The sequence below is a fragment of the Caulobacter sp. ErkDOM-E genome, assembly GCF_048541895.1.
Classification (GTDB): domain Bacteria; phylum Pseudomonadota; class Alphaproteobacteria; order Caulobacterales; family Caulobacteraceae; genus Caulobacter.
Genome location: NZ_CP183331.1, coordinates 3,517,249 through 3,539,066, shown reverse-complemented (window position 1 = coordinate 3,539,066; position 21,818 = coordinate 3,517,249). Strand labels below are relative to the sequence as shown.

Below are 21,818 nucleotides of genomic sequence, written 5' to 3'. Positions count from 1 at the left end.
GGTAGAGCGCGTCATTGATCAACAACAACGATAGATTTGAACGAGGGGGTTGCAGGATGAACAAGTCGAATCTTAGAGGGGCCGTATCGATCACCGCCCTGATGCTGGGTTTGGGAGCCGGTGGCGCGGCCATGGCTCAGGCCAGCGGCGCCGACACGATCGACGAGATCGTGGTCACCGCCAACCGACGCGAACAGAGCGTCCTGGAAGTTCCCTACAACATCTCGGCGGTGTCGGGCGCCGCCATCGAGACCGCCAAGATCGCCGACAGCGCCGAATTGATGCGCGGGATTCCGGGCGTCGCCGTGGTTGATCGAGGCTATCGCAACGCCGGGGTCGTCAACAACGTGCTGATCCGCGGCATCAATGTCGACAGCAATGCCTTGGGCGACTACGCGGTTTCCAGTGTCGCGCCGGTCTCGACCTACATCAACGAAACGCCGCTGTTCGCCGGCTTTCTGCTCAAGGATCTTGAACGGGTAGAGGTGTTGCGCGGGCCCCAGGGCTCGCTGTACGGCTCGGGCTCTCTGGGCGGAACCGTCCGCTACATCACCCGAGCCCCGAAACTGGGCGTGTTCGAGGGCGCGGTGAGCCTGACGGGCAGCAAGGTCGAAGGCTCGGGGAGCGCCGGCTGGGCCGGCGACCTGACCCTGAACCTGCCGCTGGGCGACACCCTGGCTCTGCGCGCCACTGTCAGCCGCATCGATTATCCGGGCGTGACCGACTATGTGAACCTCTATGTCCTGGACAGCTCGGGAGCGCCCGCGGCGCCTAACGGGCTGCTGTCGCCGAACGCGAACTACACGAGCAAGAAGGACGCCGACACGGTTGGGATCACCTTCGGGCGGGTAGCGCTGCGCTGGCAGCCGACCGACCGCTTCGACGCCACCCTGAGCTATAGTCAGCAGTCGGACGAGATCGGCGGTCGCCGTCAGGTGACCCATGGCCTCGACGGTTACGGCAAGGCCTATGGCGACTATCAGAACGGCTCGATCCAGCTCGAACCGTCGTCGCGAGACGTCAACCTGACCAGTCTGGAAATGAACATCGATCTGGGCTTCGCCACCCTGACCTCTTCGACCTCGCACTACGAGCACAAGGGGACGAGTGTCAGCGAGAACACCGGCTTCTACGCCCAGGCCGGCTTTCTGAGTTTCTACTATAACTATCCGCGCCCAATGGCTTCGGCCGTGCGCGACTATTCGGACACCGCGACCATCCAGGAACTGCGTCTGGTTTCCAAGACCGGCGGCGATTTCGACTATGTCGTCGGGGCCTACTACAATGATGACACCTTGGTGTCGTCGCAGGACAGCTACTTGCGTGGATTCAAGCGCTGGTGGGACATCTGGAGCGGCGCTCCGTCGGCGGTGGCCGGCGACCGGGACTTCAAGTATCGCCGTCACGAGGACTTCACCGACAAGGCCGTGTTCGGCGAGCTGACCTGGCACGCCAGCGACAGCCTGTCGCTGACCGGCGGCGTTCGCTGGTTCGACAACAAGGCGGTCAACAACACCCTCATCGATGTGCCCCTCTACACCTCGCTCAGCCAGCCGGTCACGGCGCGGTTCGAGTCGTCGGAGAGCCGGGCGCTCTTCAAGGGCAACCTGGCCTGGAAGTTCAGCGACAAGGGCCTGTTCTACGCGACGGTCTCCGAGGGCTACCGCCGGGGTGGCTCCAACGCCGTGCCGCTGAGCGGCAACTTTGCCGAGGACCCGCGCTGGCAGATCTACAAATCCGACGCGGTGGTCAATTACGAGGCCGGGATCAAGGGGCGACGGGGAACCATCACCTATGACGCCGCCCTGTTCTATGTTGACTGGAAGGACATCCAGCTCAACACCGCCACCCCGAACTGGGGCTTCTATGTCGTGCAAAACGGCGGCAAGGCGCGGACCTTTGGGCTGGAGTCGTCGATCGACGGCCGGCCAACCGACGCTTTGCATTATGCGATCGGCTACACCTATACCGATGCGGCGTTGAGCGCCGCTGTCGTCAGCCCGCTTGGCTCGGTGCTGGCGAGTGACGGCTCGAAACTGCCCGGCACGCCCAAGCAGGCGGTCACTCTGGCGGGTGACTACACCTGGAAACTGGGCGGTGACCTCCGCCTGGTCGCTCGGGCCAGTGGTTACTACCAATCCTCGACCCGCAACGCGATTGGAGGGGCGAAATACAATACCCGCCTGTCCGGTTTCCAGATCTGGAACGCTTCGACCTCGCTTTCGAAGGGGCCGCTGACCGGGACCCTGTTCATCAAGAACCTGTTCAACGACCCTGGCGTGACGGGCGAGTTCACCGAAGCCTACATGGGAACCCGGCCATCGGTCGGTTACTATGGCAACGCCTCGAAACAGTTCATCTCCCTGCCGCGGACCGTCGGTCTGTCGGTCGACTACAGCTTCTAGATTTCGGATGGGTGGCTTGGCGGCGCGGAGCAAGGCGATGGAGGATCTGGGCATGATCGCCCCGCTCATCCGTGACGGCCGCGTCGGCCAGGCGCTTTTGGGCCTGGCGGTGATCGAGGCGACGGCGGGCGATGACGCGCGCCTTTTGCAACATCTAGGCGAATACTACACCCACTGTGGCAAAACTCACGAGGCCGCGCGCTGTTACCGGCGCGCGGTCGACCTGACCCCCGACGACCCACGCTGCCTCTACAATCTGGCGTCCGCCCAGATCGCTCTGGGTCTTACCGGTGAGGCCGAGGCCCTGCTCGACCGCGTCATCGCGCTCGATCCCGCTGACGCCGACGCGTGGCAGAACCGTTCGACTCTGCGGCGGCAGACGGCGCAGGCCAACCACGTTCCAGCACTGCTCGACGCCGTGGCGCGGACCCGGCCCGGGCCCGCCGAGGTGGCGTTGAGCTATGCCCTGGCCAAGGAGTTCGAGGACCTGGGCCAATACCAACAGAGCTTCGAATGGCTCAAGCGCGGCGCCGATCGCCGGCGCCGCCTGCTCAGCTATCAGGTCGCGTCTGATGTCGCGGCGATGGAGGAGATCGCCCGGGTGTTCAACCCGGCGCTGTTCGCGGCGACGCCCGAGGGGTGCGCCGAGGTCGGGCCGATCTTCGTGCTCGGCCTGCCGCGCAGCGGCACGACCCTGGTCGATCGCATCATCAGCTCACACAGTGCGGTGGAGAGTCTTGGCGAAATCAATGACTTCGCCCTGTCCTTGATGCGCCTGGCCGGCCAGGCGGGCGGCAAGGGCGACCTGATCCGCCGCTCGGCGACCCTCGATCCGGCGGCGCTCGGCCGGACCTATCTCGACAGCCTGGCCGGCCGTGGCCCGCGGCGCCCGATGGTCATCGACAAGACGCCTGTCAACTTCCTCTATGTCGGCCTGATCGCCCGCGCCCTGCCCAACGCCAAGATCATTCATCTGCGTCGCCATCCCATGGACAGTGGCTATGCCCTGTACAAGACGCTGTTCCGCATGGGCTGCCCCTATGCCTACGACCTTGATGACCTGGCCGCCTACATGCTGGCCCATCGCCGGTTGATGGCCCATTGGCGCGCGGTGCTGCCGGGCCGCATCCTCGACGTCGACTATGAGGCCCTGGTCACGGATCAGGAGACGCAGAGTCGACGGATCATCGCTCATTGCGCGTTGGACTGGCAGGACGCCTGCCTGCGTTTTCACGAGAACGCCGCGCCCGCCGCCACGGCCAGCGCGGCCCAGGTGCGCCAGCCGATCCACGCCGACTCGGTGGGACTGTGGCGACGCTACGCACCGCAACTGGCTCCCCTGGCCGCTGCTCTCGCGGCCGGCGGCGTCGATCCGGTCGAGCTCGTCTGATGTCGCGTCTGGCTCTTGGCGCGATCCTGCTGACCGCTGCCGTCGCGCTGGCGGCCCCGGCCTTGGCCGGGCCGATCTTCGCGGATGACTTTCAGGACGGCCAGGCGGACGGCTGGGGCGCGGCCGGCGCCGGCGACGTTCGGCTGACCACCTTCCAGGGCAATGTCTCGTTGCGCCTGACGCGGCGGGCCATGGCGACAACCTCCGTCTCGACCCGGGGATTCGCTCAGGTCTCGGTGGCCGCCGCCGTGGCCGGCCAGGGCCTGGGTCGTGATGACGCCTGTCTGGCCGAGGTCTCCGCCGATGATGGCGCGACGTGGCGGGAGATCGTCGCGCTGCGCGACGGGGCTGATGACGGCGTCGCCTTCACCCATGCCGAGGTCTCGGCGCCGGTCGCCGCCGACCGGTCAACCTTGATGATCCGTTTCCGGGCGGCGGGTGGCCTGCGCGCTCTTTGCTGGGGCGACGCGGTGGTGGTGACGGGCCAGCCGTTGGCCGCGGAGCCAAGCGCTCCAAGGGCGCGGTTCGATCACGATCAATTAATCTCCGGCGAAGGCTTCTCGTCGCCCCTGCCGCTCTCCGCCTTCGCGCCTCCGCCCGGGGCGGAGGCCCCATCCAGCCGCGAGGTCTGGCGGCTGACGCTGGACAGCCCCGCCGCCAAGGTCGGCATGGCGATCCTCAAGGATGAAACGGCGATGACGGCCGCCACGCGGGCTCTGCGCGCCACCCTGCCGACTTTCGACTTCGTCTTCGTCGAGGACGGCGAGGCTCTGATCCCGGTCCAGCGGGGACCTATCGCCAGTGGTCATCCGGTCTGGGAATGGGTGCTCGAGACCGGACGGGTTTGGACCGAAGCCGCCGACAGGGGCTGGCGGCGGGCGGCGATGCCCTTCGCCCTGCAGGAGCGCAACGCCAACTGCCTGCACAACGGCGTGATGACCTTCCTGTTCAAACCAGACGGGTCGGTCTCGCGGGTCGCCTTTGAGGTCGCTTCGGAGACCTGCGCCTACCTGAAATTCGACGCCTGGGGCATGGTTCCTGCCCAGTTGACTGCGGTCTCCGACGTCGACGCCGACGCGATCGCCGCCGCCTACCGGGCGGAGGTCGCCGCCCGGCTGCCGGTCCGTCCGATCGCCGCCCTCGCCAAACTCTATCCCGGGTTCGACCCGGCCCGATTGGTCTTGGCGCCGCCGGCGGATGGCGATCCGCCTACTGCCTACGGCCTGGTGGTCGATGGCGTTCACTATGCCTCGACCTGCCAGACCCGGCACGGTGACTATCCATTCTGCAACACGCTCGACCTGCCGTCCTACTCGACCGCCAAGTCGATCGTCGGCGCCATCGGCCTGATGCGGCTGGAGGCCCTGGTCCCGGGCGCGGCCAACCAACTGATCGCCGAGCACGTGTCCGCATGCGCGGCCGGCGAGGTCTGGAAAGACGTCACCCTGGGCCAGTCACTGGACATGGCGACAGGCGTCTATGGCTCAAGCGCTTTTGAAGCTGATGAGAGCGCACCCTCGATCAGCGCCTTTTTCGACGCTGAGGATCACGCGGCCAAGGTCGCCTATGCCTGTGGTCAGTACGGCCGGCGGGCCACGCCGGGGCAGACCTTTGTCTACCACACCGCCGACACCTATCTGTTGGGCGCCGCCCTGGCCGACATCCAGCGCGAGCGCGGCGATGGCGATTTCTATGACGCCTTGATCGCGCCGCTGTGGCGCTCGTTGCGGCTGAGTCCGACCATCCTGACCACCCGGCGCACCCTCGATTCCATTCGCCAGCCCTTTACCGGTTGGGGTTTGACCTATCATGCCGACGACATTGCCCGGATCGGCGGCTGGCTCTCGGACGGCGCGCGCATAGATGGGCGGACGGTTCTCGACCCCGGTCTGCTGAGCGCCGCTTTGCAGCGTGACCCGGCCAGGCCAGGCTTGCGCGCCGGCGGCGAGGACTATCGCTACAAGGCCGGCTTCTGGGCTCGCGACCTGGGGGCGAAGCTCGGCTGCGCCGCGCCGCTCTGGGTCCCGTTCATGTCGGGTTATGGCGGCATCTCGGTCGTGCTGCTGCCGGGCGGTCTCACTTACTACTATTTCGGCGACAGCGGAGTGTTCGACTGGGCCCAGGCCGCTGTCGAAACCGCCAAGATCAAACGGATGTGCCCATGACCGACGCCGCTCCGACCGCGCTCGCCGCGTCTGGCCGTCCGGGTCGGGTCCCTGAGGACAGCCTGTTAGCCAGCGTGCTGCTGTCTTTCCTGGCCACAGCTGGCCTGTTCTACGTCAACATCATGGCCGCCTTGGTTGACGGCCTGATCACCGGCGCCGGCTTGACCCCGAAGGCGGCCGGTTTGGTCGCCTCGGCCAATGTGTATGGCGCGGCGGTCGGGGCGCTGACGGCGGTGTTCATCATCCGGCGACTGCCCTGGCGACCGACCGCCGTGGCGGTGTTGCTGAGCCTGATCATCGTCGACCTGATCTCGACCCTGCTTACAGCGCCTGAGATCCTGATCGCCACCCGCTTCGTCCACGGTCTGATCGGCGGCTTGCTGGTCGGGGTAGCCTTCGCGGTCATCGCCCGCACCAAGACGCCTGACCGCACCTTCGGCATGTTGCTGGTGGTGCAATTTGGCCTGGGCGGCCTGGGCCTGATGTTCCTGCCGCACCTGGTGCCGATGTTCGGTCACGGCGTGCTGTTTGTGGCCTTGGCGACGTTCAGCGCCGTCACCCTGGCCATGATCCCCTTTCTTGGCGACTATCCCTCGCCGCCCAAGCTCGCGGCTAGCGCCGCGAGGCCCGCCGTGCGCTGGATTCCATTGGGTCTGGCTTTCGCGGGCATCTTTCTGTTCCAGGCCGCCAATATGGGCCTGGCCGCCTATATCATCGGCCTCGGCAAGGCCTCGGGTCTGAAGCTTGGCTTCATCACCGACACCCTGGGGGCGGCCAACTGGATCGGCGCCCTGGGCTCGGTCATGGTCGTGGTGCTGGGCCTGAAGTTCGGCCGGACCCGACCGCTGCTGGCCGGCCTGGCCCTGACCCTGGTCGGCACGTGGGCGTTCCATTTCAGCCATCTGCCCTGGGTCTATCTGGTCGCCAATATCGCCACGGCGGTGACCTGGGCCTTCGTAATCCCCTATCTGCTGGGCATGTGCGCGGCCTTTGACAAGGCTGGACAGATGGCGGCTCTCGGCGGGTTTTTCTCGAAACTTGGGTTGGCGTCGGGTCCAGCCCTGGCCGCCTTCGTCGCCGCTGGCGGCCAGTATCGCGGCCTGATCACCTTGGCGGTCATCGGCCTGCTGTTCAGCGGACTGGCGGCCATCATACCAGCCTTGGCGCTCGACCGACAACGATCGCCAGCCTGATCTTCCATCATACGCGGGCCTCCACGGCCCGCCAGCCTTGTCCACGCTTTCCGGAGTCGCACCTTCATGTCCGCCAACGCTGATCTGCTGTCCCGCCGCCTCGCCGCCGTGCCGCGCGGAGTCGCCACCGCCACCCCGATCTTCGCCGGCCGGGCCGAGAATGCCGAGCTGTGGGATGTCGAGGGCAAGCGCTATGTCGATTTCGCTGGCGGCATAGCCGTGCTCAACACGGGCCACCGGCACCCGAAGGTCCTGCAGGCCGTGCGCGACCAGCTCGACGCCTACACTCACACCGCCTTCCAGGTGGTGGGCTACGAGCCCTATGTCGCCCTGGCCGAGCGGCTGAACGCTCTGGCCCCGTTCAGCGGGCCGGCCAAGACTATCCTGTTCACCACTGGCGCCGAAGCGGTTGAGAACGCCGTCAAACTGGCCCGCGCCGCGACTGGCCGTTCGGCGGTCATCGCCTTTACCGGCGGATTCCATGGTCGCACCATGTTGACTATGGCGATGACCGGCAAGGTCGCCCCCTACAAGCGGCTGTTTGGCCCGTTGCCGGCCGAGGTCTATCACGCGCCGTTTCCCGTGCCGCAGTACGGCGTGTCGGTCGAAGACAGTCTGCGGGCGCTGGAGTTCCTGTTCCGCGCCGATGTCGAACCTGAACGGGTGGCGGCGATCATCATCGAGCCGGTGCAAGGTGAGGGCGGCTTCCAGCCGGCCCCGACCGAACTGCTGCTGGCGCTGCGTGAGCTCTGCGACCGGCACGGCATCCTGCTGATCGCTGATGAGATCCAGGCGGGGTTCGGTCGCACCGGCAAGATGTTCGGCATCGAGCACAGCGGGGTTGAGCCGGACCTGATCACCGTGGCCAAGTCGCTTGCTGGCGGCTTCCCGCTGTCCGGTGTCATCGGTCGCGCGGCGATCATGGACGCGGCCGAGCCCGGCGGTCTGGGCGGCACCTATGCCGGACCACCGATCGCCTGCGCCGCCGCCCTGGCGGTGTTGGATGTGATCGCCGAGGAGCGGCTGCTCGATCGGGCCAATGTCCAGGGGGAACACATCAAGCGCAGGTTGCTGGCCATGAGCCAGCGCAACGATCTGCTGCCGATCGCTTCGATCCGCGGACCCGGGGCCATGATCGGCTTCGACATCGTCCGCTCCCGCGGCGGCGGTGAGCCGGACGGGGCCCAGGCCAAGGCCTTGACCGTCAGGGCGCTGGAAAAAGGTCTGATCCTGCTGTCCTGCGGCGTATTCGGCGAAACCATCCGTCTGCTCGCGCCGTTGACGACTCCCGACGCCATCCTCGACGAGGGACTCGATATCCTCGAGGCGTCCCTGGCGATGGTGTCCTGATGACGCGGCACGACCTTGGCGAGCGGGCCCGTCTGGCCCTGAAACGTCCCGACCTGCTGCGCGAAGCCGCTTGGATCAATGGCGTCTGGGTCACCGGTGACGCCGTCATTGAGGTGACCAATCCGGCCAATGGCAAGGTGCTGGGCGCAGTCCCGGCCCTGGGCGAGGCTGAAACCCTGGGCGCGGTGGCCGCCGCTCACGCGGCCTTTCCGGCCTGGGCGGCGCGCGCGGCCAAGGACCGCGCCGCCATCCTGCGACGCTGGTTCGAATTGGTCATGGCTCACCGGGATGACCTGGCTCGGCTGATGACCGCCGAACAGGGCAAGCCATTGGCCGAGGCGCAGGGCGAGGTCGCCTACGCCGCCGGCTTCATTGAGTGGTTCGGTGAAGAAGCCAAGCGCGCCTATGGCGAGGTGATACCGGGGCATCAGGCAGACAAGCGGATTGTCGTGCTCAAGCAGCCGGTGGGCGTGGTGGCGGCGGTGACGCCCTGGAACTTCCCGGCGGCCATGATCACCCGCAAGGTGGCGCCGGCCTTGGCGGCTGGCTGTACGGTCGTGCTCAAGCCCTCGGAGTTGACGCCATTCTCGGCCCTGGCCTTGGCCTTGCTGGGCGAGGAGGCGGGGTTGCCGGCGGGGGTGTTCAATATTGTCACCGGGCCGCCGGCTCCAATTGGAGCGGTGCTGACGACCGACCCTCGTGTCGCCAAGTTCACCTTCACGGGCTCGACCTCGGTCGGCAAGATGCTGGCCGCGGCTTGCATGGGCACGGTCAAGCGAGTGTCGCTGGAGCTGGGCGGCAATGCCCCTTTCATCGTGTTCGACGACGCTGATCTCGACGCCGCGGTCGAGGGCGCGATGGCCAGCAAGTTTCGCAATACCGGTCAGACCTGTGTCTGCGCCAACCGACTTCTGGTTCAGGCCGGCATCTACGACGCTTTCGCCGAACGGTTGACGAACCGGGTCAAGGCGCTGCGGGTCGGTGATGGGTTGGAAGGGGCTACCGACCAGGGGCCGCTGATCAACGCCGGGGCGCTCGACAAGGTCGAGCGCCACATCGCCAACGCGGTGGCGGGCGGAGCCGGGATGCTGACCGGCGGCCGGCGGTTTGGGACGTCGGGGACCTGGTTCGAGCCGACGGTCCTGATCGATGTGCCGCCCTTGGCCCTTTTGAACATCGAGGAAACCTTCGGGCCGGTGGCCGGATTGGTGCGCTTCGAGACAGAGGCCCAGGCCCTGGCAATGGCCAATGATACCCGGGCGGGCCTGGCGTCCTATGTCTTCACCCGGGATCTCGATCGCGCCTGGCGGATGGGTGAGGGGCTTCAGTATGGCATGGTCGGACTCAACACGGGCCTGATCTCCACCGAGGTGGCGCCCTTCGGCGGCATCAAGGAATCGGGGCTGGGCCGCGAGGGCTCTCACTTTGGCCTGGACGAGTACATGGAGCTGAAGATGATGTGCGTGGGCCTCGCGCCGGCCCCCGTTTAGGGGGCTTCAAGCGCGGCGGCCCGATCTCACGGTATGACCAGCCCCGAGGCGGCGGCGGCGGCGCCGCACTGCGCGCCCCGCCTCAGGCCGCCGGCAGCCTGCGCATGCGCCACGACAGCTTCGAGAGATTGAAGAACCCCCGTCTCGTTGCTCGCTGCCATGACGCAAACAAGAAGTGTGTCGTCACCGATCAGGCCCGCGAGGGCGCGAAGGTCGACCGTCCCATCGATCCCGACTGGCGCCGCAACGCAACGAAGGCCTTCACGCTCCAGCGCAACGGTGGGCTCCAGCCCTGATCTGTACTCGATCGTGGTTACAACGATGGTTCGCCGCGGTGAGCCGGTCCGAACCCGCGCCTGGAACAGGTCGGCGCGTCAACCGCGCGCAACCCATGGGCCAGCAAGCCCGGGCGGCCTGCAATCGATGAGTTCTGTCAGGAGATGCGAACCAGGAGGTCCACGATCATCGGCTCCAGATCCTCGATCGCCGATGCGCGCCGAGCGAGGTCTCCGTCGGCGGTCACGCCATGGGCGTAGTAGCTGGCGGAGACGAAACCTTGGGCCAAGCCGCTGGCGTGGATGGCCAAGTCGCTGGCCCCGTCGCCGACTATTACCGTGGGTCCGCTCATGGCGCCCCTACGCCCCCATCGCCGAACCAGAGCGGTCTTGTCGACGGACGTCAGCAGAGTCCAGTCGCCCACTCCCACGGCCTGCCTTCCGATCCAGCACAGGCGATTGGCGGCGATGGCCTCAGCCGGAAAGCCGCAGGCGGCCCCGATCGGTCCTAACCAGTCGTGAAATGCGGCCGAAACAATGAACAGCCGCGCCCCCTGGCCGCGCAGCGACTGGAACAGGGGGCGGAACGGTGTGATCCGATCCAGCGCCCCGGCGATATAGTCGTCGATCGCTTCTCGCTGGATCGACAACAGGGCCCCTAGCAGTATCAGGGGATCCTCCGGGCGCGCGGCGCCGGCCATGAACCGCTGCGAGCGCGCCTGCAGGGCCGCTATTCTGGCCTCACTATCGTGGCGACGGCGAAGACTGAGCTTGAGCACTTCCTGCAAGCTCTCTTCGGGAACCAGAGTTTGGTCATAGTCGAAGATGACATTGCAGCCCCAGAGCGAGCGGTTCATGTCTCGCCACGCCTCAGCCGCGCGCGCAGCGCGTGCTTGTCCTGTGGCCGCCAGTCGGTGGCGGCGGCGCCCAGACGGTCGGCGATCGCCTGCTGGACGCGCTTGGCGAAGGCGGTTTTGGACTCGTCCGGCGCGCGCGCCAACCGGGGCAGGTAGTCTAGCTTGAACGTCACGGCGGGCATGGCCAGCAAGCGCAGGACGTTGGCCGGCTTGGACGACAACAGCGGATCGGCGTTCAGGCCAAAAGGCGTAGTCAGTCGCAGGGCCGTCGGTACGACTGGGAACCCGCGGGCCAGAAAGCTCGGCTGGAACTGGAACAGGCCCTGCTGGTTACCGATGGTCTCTTCCGGCGACACGTAGAGGCTGGTTCCGGAGGGATGCTTGCGCCAGGCCGCGATGTGGCGGGCCAGCGTCTTGCGGTCGGCGACGCGCCATAGCTGAGCGCCTGAGCCGCGCGCCAGCGGCATGGCGGTCGCCCGGCCCAGCGCGCCGCCGTCCTGGCCAATAGCGATACAGGCCTGGGGCTGTCCGCACACCGCCAACAGGTCGAATACGCTGACATGGTTGAGGGCCACCACGCAGCCGTCAGTCAGATGGACCACCTCCTCGCGGGGGAGGTTGACGATGACGCGCACGCCCATCGCCCTGCGGATCAGAGGAAACAGCCGCGAGGAAACACTCGGCGGCAACGCCATGGCCAGCGGCGCGACCAGGATGGCCAGCGCCAGCCGGCTGGCCGCCAGGGCGATCCCGAGCGGCCAATACCATAGGGGTGGTCCTGTTCCGGTGCGCCAGGTCTCCAGGTCGCAAAGGTGGCTTACCGGCGCCTCGGAGGGCGGGCGCGTCATGCCAAGGTCACCGGGGGACTGAAGTCTGGGGTCGTGTCTTGTCCAGCGGCGCGGACCGCGCGGGCGAAGATCCGCTGGCGGTTACGCTGCAGCCCGGACAGGAACATGGCGCGGGTGACATCAATGCGCAGGTGGGGACCAAACGGCGTGTCGCAGACGACGCCATAGTCATCGTCGACGCCCAGATAATTACGGTTCAGCCGGATCGCCATCGTGTGGTTCAGGTTGGTCAAGGTGTGGATTTGATCGAAGCCCAGCTTCAGGAACCCGTACTCCAAGGCCATATGCGCCGCCGCCATCGGCGCCCTTGAGCGCCACAGCTTGGGAAAAAAGCGCTGGCCGAAATTGATGCCGTGTTCCTTCTGCGCGAACCCCGAATAGCCAAGAAACTCGCCAGTTTCCTCGCGCCTCACCGCCCAGCGTGACCAGCCGCGCGTCTGAAGTTCCAGATTGAAGGCGTCGACCTCGCCGGCGGCCTGCTCGAACGACCGAGGCTTGCCATCCGAAATGAAGGCCATCACGCGCGGGTCCGACACCAGCCGGGCGTAGTCGTTCTGGGCGTCGCCGTCCCAGTCGCACAGGCAAACGCCATTACGGCGGGCATAGATTTTGGACCCGAAAATGCTCATCGATCTTTGCCCTGAACGCTTGCTCAGGCGTGGAAGGAAAGGAGCTCAGGGGGAAAGGAAAGTGAACGTCGGGCGCCTGTGGCTCAATGTACGGCGGAGCGCAATTTCACCGGGCGATTTGTGCGGACTAGCGCAGCTCGGCGATCCAGCGCCGCCAGTCGGCGGGCGAGCCGGCGTCGAGCATGGGCGCGCGTGCGGCCGCCAGGCTGCGGAACTCGCGTGGGGTCATGCCATAGAGGCCGCGGAACGCCGAGACGAAGCTGGACCGGTGGGTGAAGCCGTAGGCCTCGGATATGCTGGCGATCGTTTCGCCCCCGGCCTCCGGCTCGGCCAGCCGCGCGCGCACCGCGTGCAGCCGACGCTGCCGGACATAGCCGGAAAATCCGCCCAACTCCTTGAACAGGTAATAGAGCTTGCGCTCGGACATGCTGAACCGGCCGGCGACAGCTTCGGCCGTAAGCGAGCGGTCTGTCAGCTGGGTTTCGAGGCAGTGGCAAATCTGTTCCAGCAGAGACTGGTTGGCGCTCGTCGCCACGGTGTCATCGATCTGGCCATTGATCGTGGCTGCGGCCAGTTCCACGGTGGGACGCACCAGTCTGGCGGCCTGACTGAGCGTCAAAGACGGGGCCAGTTCGATCAGCATCTGCAGGTGCCCGAACAGCAGGGAAACGAGCGGCTCTTCTCGGCGCAGCACAGTCAGATGGAGGGTGTCTGGGGCTGTGAGCAGGGGCGCAAGCAAACGCCTGGGGATGAAGAGGTTGAGGTTCTCGAAGTCGCTGGCCGCAGTGGCCAGCGGTTGGGCAAGGTCGATGATCAGCAAGTCCCCGGGCCTGGTCCAGGCGTCCGAGGCGCTGTGGCGCTGTCCACAGGCGCCCTCGACGTAGAATTGCAGCAGATAGTTCGAAAGCCCGTCGCGGGCGGTGCGATAGCGAGACCGGTCGAAGGCCTGAGCGGTTGACCGACTGCGTCCGACTAGCAGTTGATCCAGCGCATAGCCGCCAGCCTGGCCTTGGAAGTGGTCGTCGTCGCCGCCGATCCGGACGTCGAACATCACGCTGAGGGCCTGGGCCCAGCCCACCGTAGCCTCGCGGATCGACATGCCGCGCGAGTCGAAGAATGAACCTTGGACTTTCTCTTCTGGATTCTCTTGGCTCATGCCTCGCCTGAACTCGAAAAGCGGCGCTTTGTCCAGTCCGGCGCCCGTTTGGAAGAAGGGTTATGGCACGGCGCCGCGAGCTCGCGCCGACTTGCGACCGCTTCGCGTTATTGACTGTCTTGGGTTGGAAATGGGTACGCGTTAGGTTGCAACGACACACTCACAGCGGCACGGTGATGGCGGCTTCCGACTGGGACGCACCGGCAGAGGTCAAGACGGTCAAGCCCTCGCGCCCTGACAGCTATGAGGCGTGGTGCCACGCGGTGGGCGTCGAACGGTTCCTCATCGATCTGCGGCCGGGTCACAATGGGGCCCTGCGGGCCGATTTGCATGAGCCGCGGCTGGAACGCTATGTCGGCGTTGTCTATCGCCCCGACAGCGAGCGCCTGAGCCATTACGCCCACGCCAGCCTGTCCCAACAGTACGACGCCTTCGTCTGGTTCGATCGGACGCGGGCAGTGACCCCGTTGGCGACCGAGGTTCGCGCCGGCGAGGACGATACCTATCCCTTCGGTCTATGATTGCGGCGACAGCGACCCGAGGCGAGGCGGAACCGTTCACGGCGGTCGGGGGGGCGGCGCTTCACGCCACGCCGCATGAACCGCCACGGCAACCTTTTTGGTCGACGATGATGGGCCGGCCGCTACCGTCGAGACCCACGTCCTTGTACGCCATTTCATCGGGATGCAGACACCCGAGGGTCGGCGGCGGGCCGGGCGCGACGTCGCCGGGCTTCTGCTGCCCGCCTGCCGAATCCGGTGAGATAATCGGCCATTCGGTAGCTTTGCCTGCGACAATCGACCGCCACGGCAAGCGCCGACAGGTTTTTCATCCCTGCCAGTGCACGCGGTCCGACAGGCTCGCGCGGGGATGCCGTCTCTCGTCTAGCTATCGTTGAGCCCGACTAGGGCTTGGGCGATGAGGGATGCGATAGAGATCGTATTTGAGGCATGGGCCACGGTGTCTGTTGAGACGATGCGTAGGGTTTCTGCGGAGGCTTTGTCGAAGGCGTCTGCCACAAAAATCGCGTGAACGACGACACACACGGGGGCGGGAAAGCCCTGTTTGCGCAGTGCGGCGCTCGCCGCGATCAATGTCCGTCCAGATGACGCTATGTCGTCGATCAGGACGGGTTGCCGCCCGGCGTGCAGTCCGAGATCCGGCATAGCGATTTGGACGTCGCGATCGCCCTGCCGCGTCTTCGACAACAGCGCATAGGGTACGCCGCATCTGCTCGCGATCTCCGCCGCCCATTGTTCGCTCTCCGCGTCGGGCCCGATGATCAGGGGGTTTGCCACCTCGCGCGCAATCCACTCGCTGATCAGCGGCGCGGCGCGGAGGGCGACGCAGGGGATCTTATAGAGCTCGTCAAGGTGTGAGAACCGATGGAGATGTGGATCGACCGTAATCAGGCGATCCACAAGGCAGGAAACCAGGCGTGCGAATGTGCGGGACGTCACGGCCTCGCCCGGGCGGAACCGGGCGTCCTGACGCATATAGCCAAGGTAGGGGGCCACAAGGGTGACCTCCGATGCGCCGAGGTCCCTGAGGGCGTCCGCTACGAATGCGAGGGTCAGAAAATGTTCGTCGGCGTTCGCGCAGACAATGTCGACCGGCCGCCCCTTCGGATCGACGTCAATCCGCAGGTAGCGTTCGCCGTCTGGAAAGCGCCGAAATTCCAGCCCGCCAAGTTCGAAGCCGCCGGCGCCGGCCAGCCGGGCTGAAAAGGCCTCACTGCCGGGTAGCGGCAGAACCAGTCGCAGGGTCATGCCTCGATGCTCAGCATATCGGGATTGGCGGCGGCATAGTCCAAAGCATAGGCTAATTCTCCCCGGGCTTCAGCGTGGACCGTCAGCAACGGTTCGCCCGCCGCGACCTCGTCTCCCAAGCGGACATGGAGCTCGACTCCCGCAGCCTTGTCATCCGGGGCGCCGGCTAGCTTGGCGAGCCGCGCGAGGGTGCGGTTGTTCATGGTCATGACGCGGCCTGACCGCTGCGCCAAAAGCGGCCGGCTGACGACGGAACGTGGCGGCTCCCGTAGGCCACCCTGGGCTTCGCAAATCCGCTGAAACTTCGCCCAGGCCCGTCCGTCCGCAAGGGTCCGCTCCGCCAGCCTGGTCCCCTCGCCGAGACCGCAGCGGCCCGCCAGCTCCAGCGCCGCGCCGGCCAGCAGGCAGGCGCGGCGGCGCAGGTCCGACGGAGCAGAGGGCTCGCCGCGCAGGACGGCCAGGACATCGCGCGCCTCCAAGGCGGGGCCGATGCCGCGACCGACCGGCTGACCACCATCGGTGCGCACACACCGGACCTCAACGCCGCACACCCGCGCCACATGAGTAAGCGCGTCGGAGATGGCGTCGGCGTCGTCATCGGAGCGAACCTTGGCCGTTGGCCCCACGGGAATGTCGAGCACCACATGGGTGGATCCGGCTGCGATTTTCTTTGAGAGCACGGAGGCCACCAGCTGGCCTTCAGTGTCGATGTCGAGCACCCGCTCCACCCGGATGAGCACGTCGTCGGCTGGGCTCAGCCGCATGGCGCCGCCCCAGGCGAGACAGCCGCCTTCCTGTTCGACCACCCTGCGCATGGCCGCGAGGTTGAGGTCGACATTGGTCAAGGTCTCCATGGTATCGGCCGTGCCGGCTGGAGAAGTTATGGCCCGGGACGAGGTTTTCGGGATTACCAGTCCGTTCGCCGCGACAATGGCTACGATGATCGGCGTGGTGCGGTTGCCCGGCAAACCACCCACCGAGTGCTTGTCGATCACGACCGGTGAATTCCAGCTGAGTTGTTCGCCGGCCTGCACCATGGCGCGGGTGAGATGGACGACCTCGTCACGGTCCAGTGGCAAGGCCGAGCAGGCGGTCAGAAAGGCGGAAAGATGGACGTCGTTGTAGCGGCCTGCGGCAATGTCGGAAATGATGTCAGCCATTGAGGGAGCATCCAGGCGCTTGCCGTACACGCGGCGGCGCACGCTGGACATCGAGGTGAGGGCCGGCGGATGGCGGACATGGATCTCGTCTCCGTCGGCCACCCCCAGTCGTTCCCAAGCCGCCTCGGAGAGCCCCGCCTCGTTCGTCTGCACCAGTTCGCCCCCGGTAACCTGATAGAGGGTCGCCATCACCTCGCGGCCGTGGGCCATCAGCAGCACCTGAGAGCGTGGGCCGTGGCCCTCCGACCGGCAGACCGGGCTGTCCTCACGCATCAGCACGATGGAGTCATGTTGTGACAGCAGTCCCAACCGGCGCGCGGTTAGGACGGGCAGGGGCGGCTGCGACCCGTCGGTCACGAAAGAACCTGCTCGTCTCCCTCGGCCGGGATCACGCAGGACCAGCCGAGTTCCTGCTCGATCCGTTCCCGCAGCGCCAACGAAGCGCCGGCCTCCCCGTGCACGATAAAGGTCTTTTTGGGCGGTCGCTCGAAGCCGCCAAGCCAACGCAGAATCTCATTGGCGTCGGCATGAGCCGAGAGCATGGGCAGGTTGTCGATCTCAGCGCGGACGGGAACGAAACCGCCATGGATCTTCACTTCCCGCGCACCGTTGATGAGGGCCTCGCCGCGCGTGCCAGCGGCCTGGAAACCGGCGAACAGGATCGTGTTTTTGGGGTCTGGTCCGTAGGCCTTGATGTGGTGCAGAACGCGCCCCCCGGTGGCCATGCCGCTAGCCGAGATAATCACCTTCGGCATGCCATTGTGGCTGAGCGCTTTGGATTCCTCCACGTCCTGCACATAGGTCGCTGAGGCCATCGCGGCTCGGCACTCATCAGGCGAGAGACGATGGTCGTGCGGGTGCCGCTCGAGCATGCCACTGGCGTTGATGGCCATAGGACTGTCGAGATAGACGGGCGTCAGTGGCAGGCGGCCCGCCTGTTTCAGACGCCAGCACAGATAGAGAAGCTCCTGGGCCCGACCGACCGCGAAGGCGGGGATGATCACGGTCCCCCCTCGCGCCGTGGTCCGTTGGATTGCCTCCAGGAGGGCGTCGGCCGGAGCGACCTGCGCGTGCTGTCGATCGCCATAGGTCGACTCCACCAGCAGGTAGTCCGCCTGAGCCACGGAGACTGGGTCGTGCATCAGGGGGTCATCGTAGCGGCCGATGTCGCCGGAAAAGACGAAAGTCTTGCCGCCCCAGCGCAGTTGAACGCTCGCCGCTCCTAGAATGTGCCCGGCGCGGCGGAACAGCAGATTGGCGCCGTGCCCAAGGTCTGTGGGCGTGTCGAAGTCGATGGCGCGCAGCTGCTCCAGCGCGCGCAGCGCGTCGCGCTTGCCGTACAGCGGCAGGGCGGGCTTGTGCTTGGAGAAGCCGTGACGGTTGGCGAATTCCGCATCGCTCTCCTGGATCTTGGCGCTATCCAGCAGCAGGAGTTCACAGAGGTCGGCCGAGGCGCTGGTGCAGAAGATGGGTCCCTGAAAGCCTTCGCGCACTAGCTTTGGCAGGTAGCCGGAATGATCGAGGTGCGCGTGAGTCAGCACGACTGCATCGATGCCGGCCGGGTCTACCGGAAACTCTGCCCAATTCTTCAGACGTAACGCCTTCAGGCCCTGGAACAATCCGCAATCGACGAGAACCTTGCGCCCGCCGAGTTGAAGCAGGTGGCGGGAGCCGGTGACCGTGCCCGCACCCCCGAGAAACGTCAGGCTGGCCTTGGACATCCATTCCTACTTCATCTGACGCGATCAGCCTTCACCATAAACAGGGCCGGCGGCGGCGTGCAGCCTAATTGAGCTCATGGCTTCAACCCGAAGGTGAGACTCGGCGGTTTTCTGCGTCCTCGATCGCTCCTGATCGAGTGCGCAAAGGGCATAATTGATCCAGATCACGGGGTGAACGTCCATCGACTGGCACCTTGTGCCGACCGACCGGAATCACCGCGCCATGTCCTTGGGGACGCAACAGTCAATCGCACCGGGACACCGATGGCTCACGGCGACGGCATGATGGCCGCCGTGGATACGCTCGCTACGACGGCGTCATCGCGGCTCTGCTTCCGCGCTCGGGCCGTGACCAGGGTCTATGGCTCCGGTTCTGGGGCCGTTCACGCTCTCCGGGGTGTCGACCTTGATCTGCCAGACGGCGAGATGGTCGTGGTGCTTGGCGCGTCCGGCAGCGGCAAGTCGACCTTCCTGAACATTCTCGGCGGGCTCGACACGCCGACCAGCGGCGAAGTTCTGTTCCGGGGGAATGACATCAGTCGGGCGGACCAGCACCAGCTGACCGAATACCGCCGTCGGCACGTCGGGTTCGTCTTCCAATTCTACAATCTGATGCCGAGCCTGACCGCGCGCGAGAACGTCGCCCTGGTCACCGAGATCGCCGAGGCCCCGCTCCGTCCCGAGGAGGCCCTCGCCATGGTCGGCCTGGAGAACCGTCTGGATCACTTTCCGGCCCAGATGTCCGGCGGCGAGCAGCAGCGCGTGGCCATTGCGCGCGCTGTGGCCAAGCAGCCGTCAGTCCTGCTGTGCGACGAGCCTACGGGCGCCTTGGACTCCGCCACCGGTGTGCGGGTTCTTGAGGCGCTTAAAACGGTCAACGACAGCCTGGGCGCCACGACCCTGCTGATCACGCACAACGCCGCCATCGCCGCCATTGCTGATCGCGTGGTGATATTTGCCGATGGGCGGGTGCGCGAGGTGCGCGAGAATCCCGACAAGCGGCTGCCCGGGGAGGTCTCGTGGTGAACCATCCGCCGGCCTGGATGGGCGCGCTGGACCGCAAGCTGGTGCGGGATCTCTGGCGCATGAAGACCCAGGCGCTGGCGATCGCCTTTGTCATCGCCGGCGGCGTCGCCGTTCATCTGCTCTCCGCCGGGATGCTGAGTTCTCTACAGGAGACCCGGCGCGCCTACTATGAACGCTATCTGTTCGCCGACGTCTGGGCCCCCGTGGTGCGCGCACCGCAGCGTCTGATCGCCGACATCCGGGCCATCGAGGGGGTCCAGGCGGCGGCGACCCGCATTCGGGTTCCGGCGCTCTTCGCCATGGAGGGGATGAGCGCGCCAGCGACCGGCGAAGTCCTGTCCTTGCCGGACGTGGGCGAGGCGGCGGTCAATCGGCTCCACCTGGTCCGAGGCCGTCTTCCGATCGCAGGACAGCGGGACGAGGCGGTGGTGCTCCAGGCCTTCGCCGACGCTCACCGGCTCGAGATTGGCGATCCGGTTCCGGTAACCCTCTACGGCGGCCGCCGCCGTCTGACCGTGGTCGGGATCGCCCTGTCGCCGGAGCACGTCTACGCCATCGGCCCGGGCCAGTTCGTGCCCGATGACCGGTTGTTCGGCGTGCTCTGGATGCGGCGCAACGCCCTGGCCCAGGCCGTCAATCAGGACGAAGCCTTCAACGAGGCGGTGGTGCGCCTCTCCCGCGACGCCTCGGAGCCGGCGGTGATCGCCCGGCTGGATCGTCTTCTGGAGCCCTATGGCGCCCCGGGCGCCTATGGTCGCGCCGATCAGGTCTCGGACGCCTTCGTGTCCAGCGAGATCGACCAGCTGGCGACCATGGGGCGGGTGCTGCCGCCGATCTTCCTGCTGGTGGCGGCCTTCCTGGTCAATGTCGTGGTGTCAAGGCTGATCGCCGTTCAGCGCGCAGGGATCGGACTGTTGAAAGCCTTCGGCTACCGGGACCGAGACATCATCGGCCACTATCTCAAGCTGGTCGCCGTCATCGCGGTGACGGGCGTGCTGATCGGTGGCGCCGCCGGGATCTGGCTGGGTCGCGGCATGGCGGGGCTTTATATGGAATACTACCGCTTCCCCTTCCTCCTGTTCCAGGCGGATCCGGCTGACTACGCGACCGTGGTTGGTGTGGCCATGTTGACGGTTATGGGTGGCGCGGCCCTGGCGGTGCGGCGGGCCGCGAACCTGAACCCGGCGGAAGCGATGACCCCCGCGCCGCCGCCCGACTATTCCAAGGCCGCTGGGGCCTGGATCACCCGGATCAAGGTCCTCGACCAGCAATCGCGCATGATCCTGCGCCAGATCATTCGCTGGCCCTGGCGGGCGGCCCTGACCGTGGCCGGGATCGCGGCCTCGGGCGCTCTCCTGATCGGCACTATGTCGATGGTGGACGCGATCAAGGTGATGATCGATTCCAGTTTCACCGTATCCAACCCCCACGACGTGTCCGTGAGCTTCGTCGAGCCCCGGTCACGTGCTGCCCTGTTCAGTCTGGCCAGCGAAGAGGGGGTGCTGGCGGCCGAGCCGTTTCGTGTCGTTTCGGTTCGCCTGCGCCACGGCGCGCGCGAGGAGCGGGCGGTGATCACCGGCGCGCCGCTGGACGGCATCCTGTCGAGGATGGTCGATACCCACAACCGACCGATCCAGCCGCATCCCGGCGGCCTGGTCCTGTCCAGCGACCTGGCCGCCAAGCTCCGGATCAAGGCCGGCGACATCATCGAGGCGCAGGTCACGGAAGGCCGCCGGCCGCTGCTGGCTCTGCGGGTCTCGGCCGTCACCACCAGCTATGTGGGTTCCGGGGCGCGGATGCGGATTGAGGACCTGAACCGGTCTCTGGAAGAGGGGGCGCTGGTGTCTGGGGCCTGGCTGACGGTCGACGCCGACCGGACCGGGGGCCTCTATGCGCGCGTGAAGGAGACGCCGTCGGTCGCGGGGGTGAGCCTGCAGGCGGAGGCCGTCAAACGGCTGGCCGCCATGCTCGATGAGAACCTCGGCCGATCTATCCTGACCTTCTTCTTCTTCGCCGGCCTGATCGCTTCGGGGGTAGTCTACAACACGGTTCGCATTTCCTTCGCCGAGCGCCAGCGGGAGCTGGCTTCACTGCGGGTCCTCGGCTTCTCGCGCGCCGACGTATCCTACATACTGCTCGGCGAAGTGGCCTTCCTGACGCTGCTGGCCCTGCCGCTGGGCGCGGCGGCAGGGGCCGGTCTGGCCTGGTATCTCGCCCGCGCCATGAGTTCGGATCTGTTCCGGCTGCCCTTCGCCGTCGCTCCAGCGACCTTCGGCATGGCCGGGGCGGTGGTGCTGGTCATCACTGTCGTGGCCAGTCTGACGGTGCGGCGTCAGATCGACCGGCTCGACCTGGCCGAAGCCTTGAAGACCGGAGAGTAGCGC

General features: G+C 66.4%; 17 protein-coding genes and 2 pseudogenes. 11 read left to right on the top strand and 8 right to left on the bottom strand.

The features are described 5' to 3' along the window. Nucleotides 1-56 precede the first annotated feature (56 nt). The 8 genes and pseudogenes from ACN2C7_RS17310 to ACN2C7_RS17275 all read left to right on the top strand — a co-directional run. A pseudogene (locus ACN2C7_RS17310) lies at nucleotides 57-479 on the top strand (TonB-dependent receptor plug domain-containing protein); the annotation flags it as partial. Further along, a pseudogene (locus tag ACN2C7_RS17305) lies at nucleotides 468-585 on the top strand (TonB-dependent receptor plug domain-containing protein); the annotation flags it as partial. The pseudogenes ACN2C7_RS17310 and ACN2C7_RS17305, both read left to right, overlap by 12 nt. Continuing rightward, the gene (locus ACN2C7_RS17300; RefSeq protein WP_419321495.1) at nucleotides 573-2,405 is read left to right on the top strand and encodes a TonB-dependent receptor; all 1,833 of its coding nucleotides are present in this window, start codon (nucleotides 573-575) and stop codon (nucleotides 2,403-2,405) included. The pseudogene ACN2C7_RS17305 and the gene ACN2C7_RS17300, both read left to right, overlap by 13 nt. Nucleotides 2,406-2,457: 52 nt before the next feature. Then, nucleotides 2,458-3,795: a sulfotransferase gene (locus ACN2C7_RS17295; RefSeq protein WP_419318627.1), complete on the top strand. Its 1,338-nt coding sequence runs from the start codon at nucleotides 2,458-2,460 to the stop codon at nucleotides 3,793-3,795. Continuing rightward, complete coding sequence (locus ACN2C7_RS17290) at nucleotides 3,795-5,960, top strand: hypothetical protein (protein WP_419318625.1); 2,166 nt, start codon at nucleotides 3,795-3,797, stop codon at nucleotides 5,958-5,960. Before ACN2C7_RS17295 ends, ACN2C7_RS17290 begins: the two co-directional genes overlap by 1 nt. Further along, nucleotides 5,957-7,153: an MFS transporter gene (locus tag ACN2C7_RS17285; RefSeq protein WP_419318623.1), complete on the top strand. Its 1,197-nt coding sequence runs from the start codon at nucleotides 5,957-5,959 to the stop codon at nucleotides 7,151-7,153. The genes ACN2C7_RS17290 and ACN2C7_RS17285 overlap by 4 nt, the downstream gene beginning before the upstream one ends. A gap of 66 nt (nucleotides 7,154-7,219) precedes the next feature. Next, nucleotides 7,220-8,503: a 4-aminobutyrate--2-oxoglutarate transaminase gene (gene gabT, locus ACN2C7_RS17280; RefSeq protein ID WP_419318621.1), complete on the top strand. Its 1,284-nt coding sequence runs from the start codon at nucleotides 7,220-7,222 to the stop codon at nucleotides 8,501-8,503. Then, entirely contained in the window at nucleotides 8,503-9,993 is a 1,491-nt protein-coding gene (locus tag ACN2C7_RS17275) for an NAD-dependent succinate-semialdehyde dehydrogenase (protein ID WP_419318619.1), read from the top strand. Before gabT ends, ACN2C7_RS17275 begins: the two co-directional genes overlap by 1 nt. 26 nt (nucleotides 9,994-10,019) lie before the next feature. Here the strand turns inward: ACN2C7_RS17275 and ACN2C7_RS17270 are convergent, their stop codons facing one another. The 5 genes from ACN2C7_RS17270 to ACN2C7_RS17250 form a co-directional block, all read right to left on the bottom strand. Then, nucleotides 10,020-10,283 (bottom strand): aminotransferase class V-fold PLP-dependent enzyme, encoded by a 264-nt coding sequence (locus ACN2C7_RS17270; protein ID WP_419321494.1) that lies wholly within the window; start codon nucleotides 10,281-10,283, stop codon nucleotides 10,020-10,022. Between the two features lie 143 nt (nucleotides 10,284-10,426). Beyond that, entirely contained in the window at nucleotides 10,427-11,125 is a 699-nt protein-coding gene (locus ACN2C7_RS17265; RefSeq protein ID WP_419318617.1) for an HAD family hydrolase, read from the bottom strand. Next, entirely contained in the window at nucleotides 11,122-11,973 is an 852-nt protein-coding gene (locus ACN2C7_RS17260) for a hypothetical protein (protein ID WP_419318615.1), read from the bottom strand. The genes ACN2C7_RS17265 and ACN2C7_RS17260 overlap by 4 nt, the downstream gene beginning before the upstream one ends. Further along, the gene (locus ACN2C7_RS17255; protein WP_419318613.1) at nucleotides 11,970-12,602 is read right to left on the bottom strand and encodes a GNAT family N-acetyltransferase; all 633 of its coding nucleotides are present in this window, start codon (nucleotides 12,600-12,602) and stop codon (nucleotides 11,970-11,972) included. The genes ACN2C7_RS17260 and ACN2C7_RS17255 overlap by 4 nt, the downstream gene beginning before the upstream one ends. A 127-nt stretch (nucleotides 12,603-12,729) precedes the next feature. Further along, entirely contained in the window at nucleotides 12,730-13,758 is a 1,029-nt protein-coding gene (locus ACN2C7_RS17250) for an AraC family transcriptional regulator (RefSeq protein ID WP_419318611.1), read from the bottom strand. A 146-nt stretch (nucleotides 13,759-13,904) separates the two neighbouring features. Here ACN2C7_RS17250 and ACN2C7_RS17245 point away from each other — a divergent pair, with 146 nt between their 5' ends. Continuing rightward, entirely contained in the window at nucleotides 13,905-14,279 is a 375-nt protein-coding gene (locus ACN2C7_RS17245) for an erythromycin esterase family protein (protein WP_419318609.1), read from the top strand. Between the two features lie 363 nt (nucleotides 14,280-14,642). On the opposite strand, the gene ACN2C7_RS17240 is transcribed toward ACN2C7_RS17245, so the two are convergent. The 3 genes from ACN2C7_RS17240 to ACN2C7_RS17230 are packed head-to-tail and all read right to left on the bottom strand — an operon-like array spanning nucleotide 14,643 to nucleotide 18,408. Further along, a complete protein-coding gene (locus ACN2C7_RS17240) occupies nucleotides 14,643-15,527 on the bottom strand; it encodes a ribose-phosphate pyrophosphokinase (RefSeq protein ID WP_419318607.1) in 885 nt (294 codons plus the stop codon). Next, on the bottom strand, nucleotides 15,524-17,044 hold the full coding sequence (locus ACN2C7_RS17235) for a thymidine phosphorylase family protein (protein ID WP_419255717.1): 1,521 nt from the start codon (nucleotides 17,042-17,044) through the stop codon (nucleotides 15,524-15,526). The genes ACN2C7_RS17240 and ACN2C7_RS17235 overlap by 4 nt, the downstream gene beginning before the upstream one ends. Further along, entirely contained in the window at nucleotides 17,041-18,408 is a 1,368-nt protein-coding gene (locus ACN2C7_RS17230; RefSeq protein ID WP_419318605.1) for an MBL fold metallo-hydrolase RNA specificity domain-containing protein, read from the bottom strand. The genes ACN2C7_RS17235 and ACN2C7_RS17230 overlap by 4 nt, the downstream gene beginning before the upstream one ends. A gap of 264 nt (nucleotides 18,409-18,672) precedes the next feature. Here ACN2C7_RS17230 and ACN2C7_RS17225 point away from each other — a divergent pair, with 264 nt between their 5' ends. Together ACN2C7_RS17225 and ACN2C7_RS17220 are read left to right on the top strand one after the other, a co-directional pair. Further along, nucleotides 18,673-19,434, top strand: coding sequence for an ABC transporter ATP-binding protein (locus ACN2C7_RS17225; protein WP_419318603.1), 762 nt, complete (start codon nucleotides 18,673-18,675; stop codon nucleotides 19,432-19,434). Next, nucleotides 19,431-21,815 carry an ABC transporter permease gene (locus tag ACN2C7_RS17220; RefSeq protein ID WP_419318600.1) on the top strand — a complete coding sequence of 795 codons (2,385 nt, stop codon included), beginning with the start codon at nucleotides 19,431-19,433 and terminating at the stop codon, nucleotides 21,813-21,815. The genes ACN2C7_RS17225 and ACN2C7_RS17220 overlap by 4 nt, the downstream gene beginning before the upstream one ends. The last annotated feature ends 3 nt before the right edge of the window (nucleotides 21,816-21,818 follow it).

Coding starts and splice junctions, on each gene's coding strand:
- ACN2C7_RS17230 (WP_419318605.1), bottom strand. CDS start 18,408: ATGTCCAAGGCCAGCCTGACGTTTCTCGGGGGTGCGGGCACGGTCACC.
- ACN2C7_RS17265 (WP_419318617.1), bottom strand. CDS start 11,125: ATGAACCGCTCGCTCTGGGGCTGCAATGTCATCTTCGACTATGACCAA.
- ACN2C7_RS17275 (WP_419318619.1), top strand. CDS start 8,503: ATGACGCGGCACGACCTTGGCGAGCGGGCCCGTCTGGCCCTGAAACGT.
- ACN2C7_RS17255 (WP_419318613.1), bottom strand. CDS start 12,602: ATGAGCATTTTCGGGTCCAAAATCTATGCCCGCCGTAATGGCGTTTGC.
- ACN2C7_RS17260 (WP_419318615.1), bottom strand. CDS start 11,973: ATGACGCGCCCGCCCTCCGAGGCGCCGGTAAGCCACCTTTGCGACCTG.
- ACN2C7_RS17295 (WP_419318627.1), top strand. CDS start 2,458: ATGATCGCCCCGCTCATCCGTGACGGCCGCGTCGGCCAGGCGCTTTTG.
- ACN2C7_RS17250 (WP_419318611.1), bottom strand. CDS start 13,758: ATGAGCCAAGAGAATCCAGAAGAGAAAGTCCAAGGTTCATTCTTCGAC.
- ACN2C7_RS17285 (WP_419318623.1), top strand. CDS start 5,957: ATGACCGACGCCGCTCCGACCGCGCTCGCCGCGTCTGGCCGTCCGGGT.
- gabT (WP_419318621.1), top strand. CDS start 7,220: ATGTCCGCCAACGCTGATCTGCTGTCCCGCCGCCTCGCCGCCGTGCCG.
- ACN2C7_RS17290 (WP_419318625.1), top strand. CDS start 3,795: ATGTCGCGTCTGGCTCTTGGCGCGATCCTGCTGACCGCTGCCGTCGCG.
- ACN2C7_RS17225 (WP_419318603.1), top strand. CDS start 18,673: ATGGCTCACGGCGACGGCATGATGGCCGCCGTGGATACGCTCGCTACG.
- ACN2C7_RS17240 (WP_419318607.1), bottom strand. CDS start 15,527: ATGACCCTGCGACTGGTTCTGCCGCTACCCGGCAGTGAGGCCTTTTCA.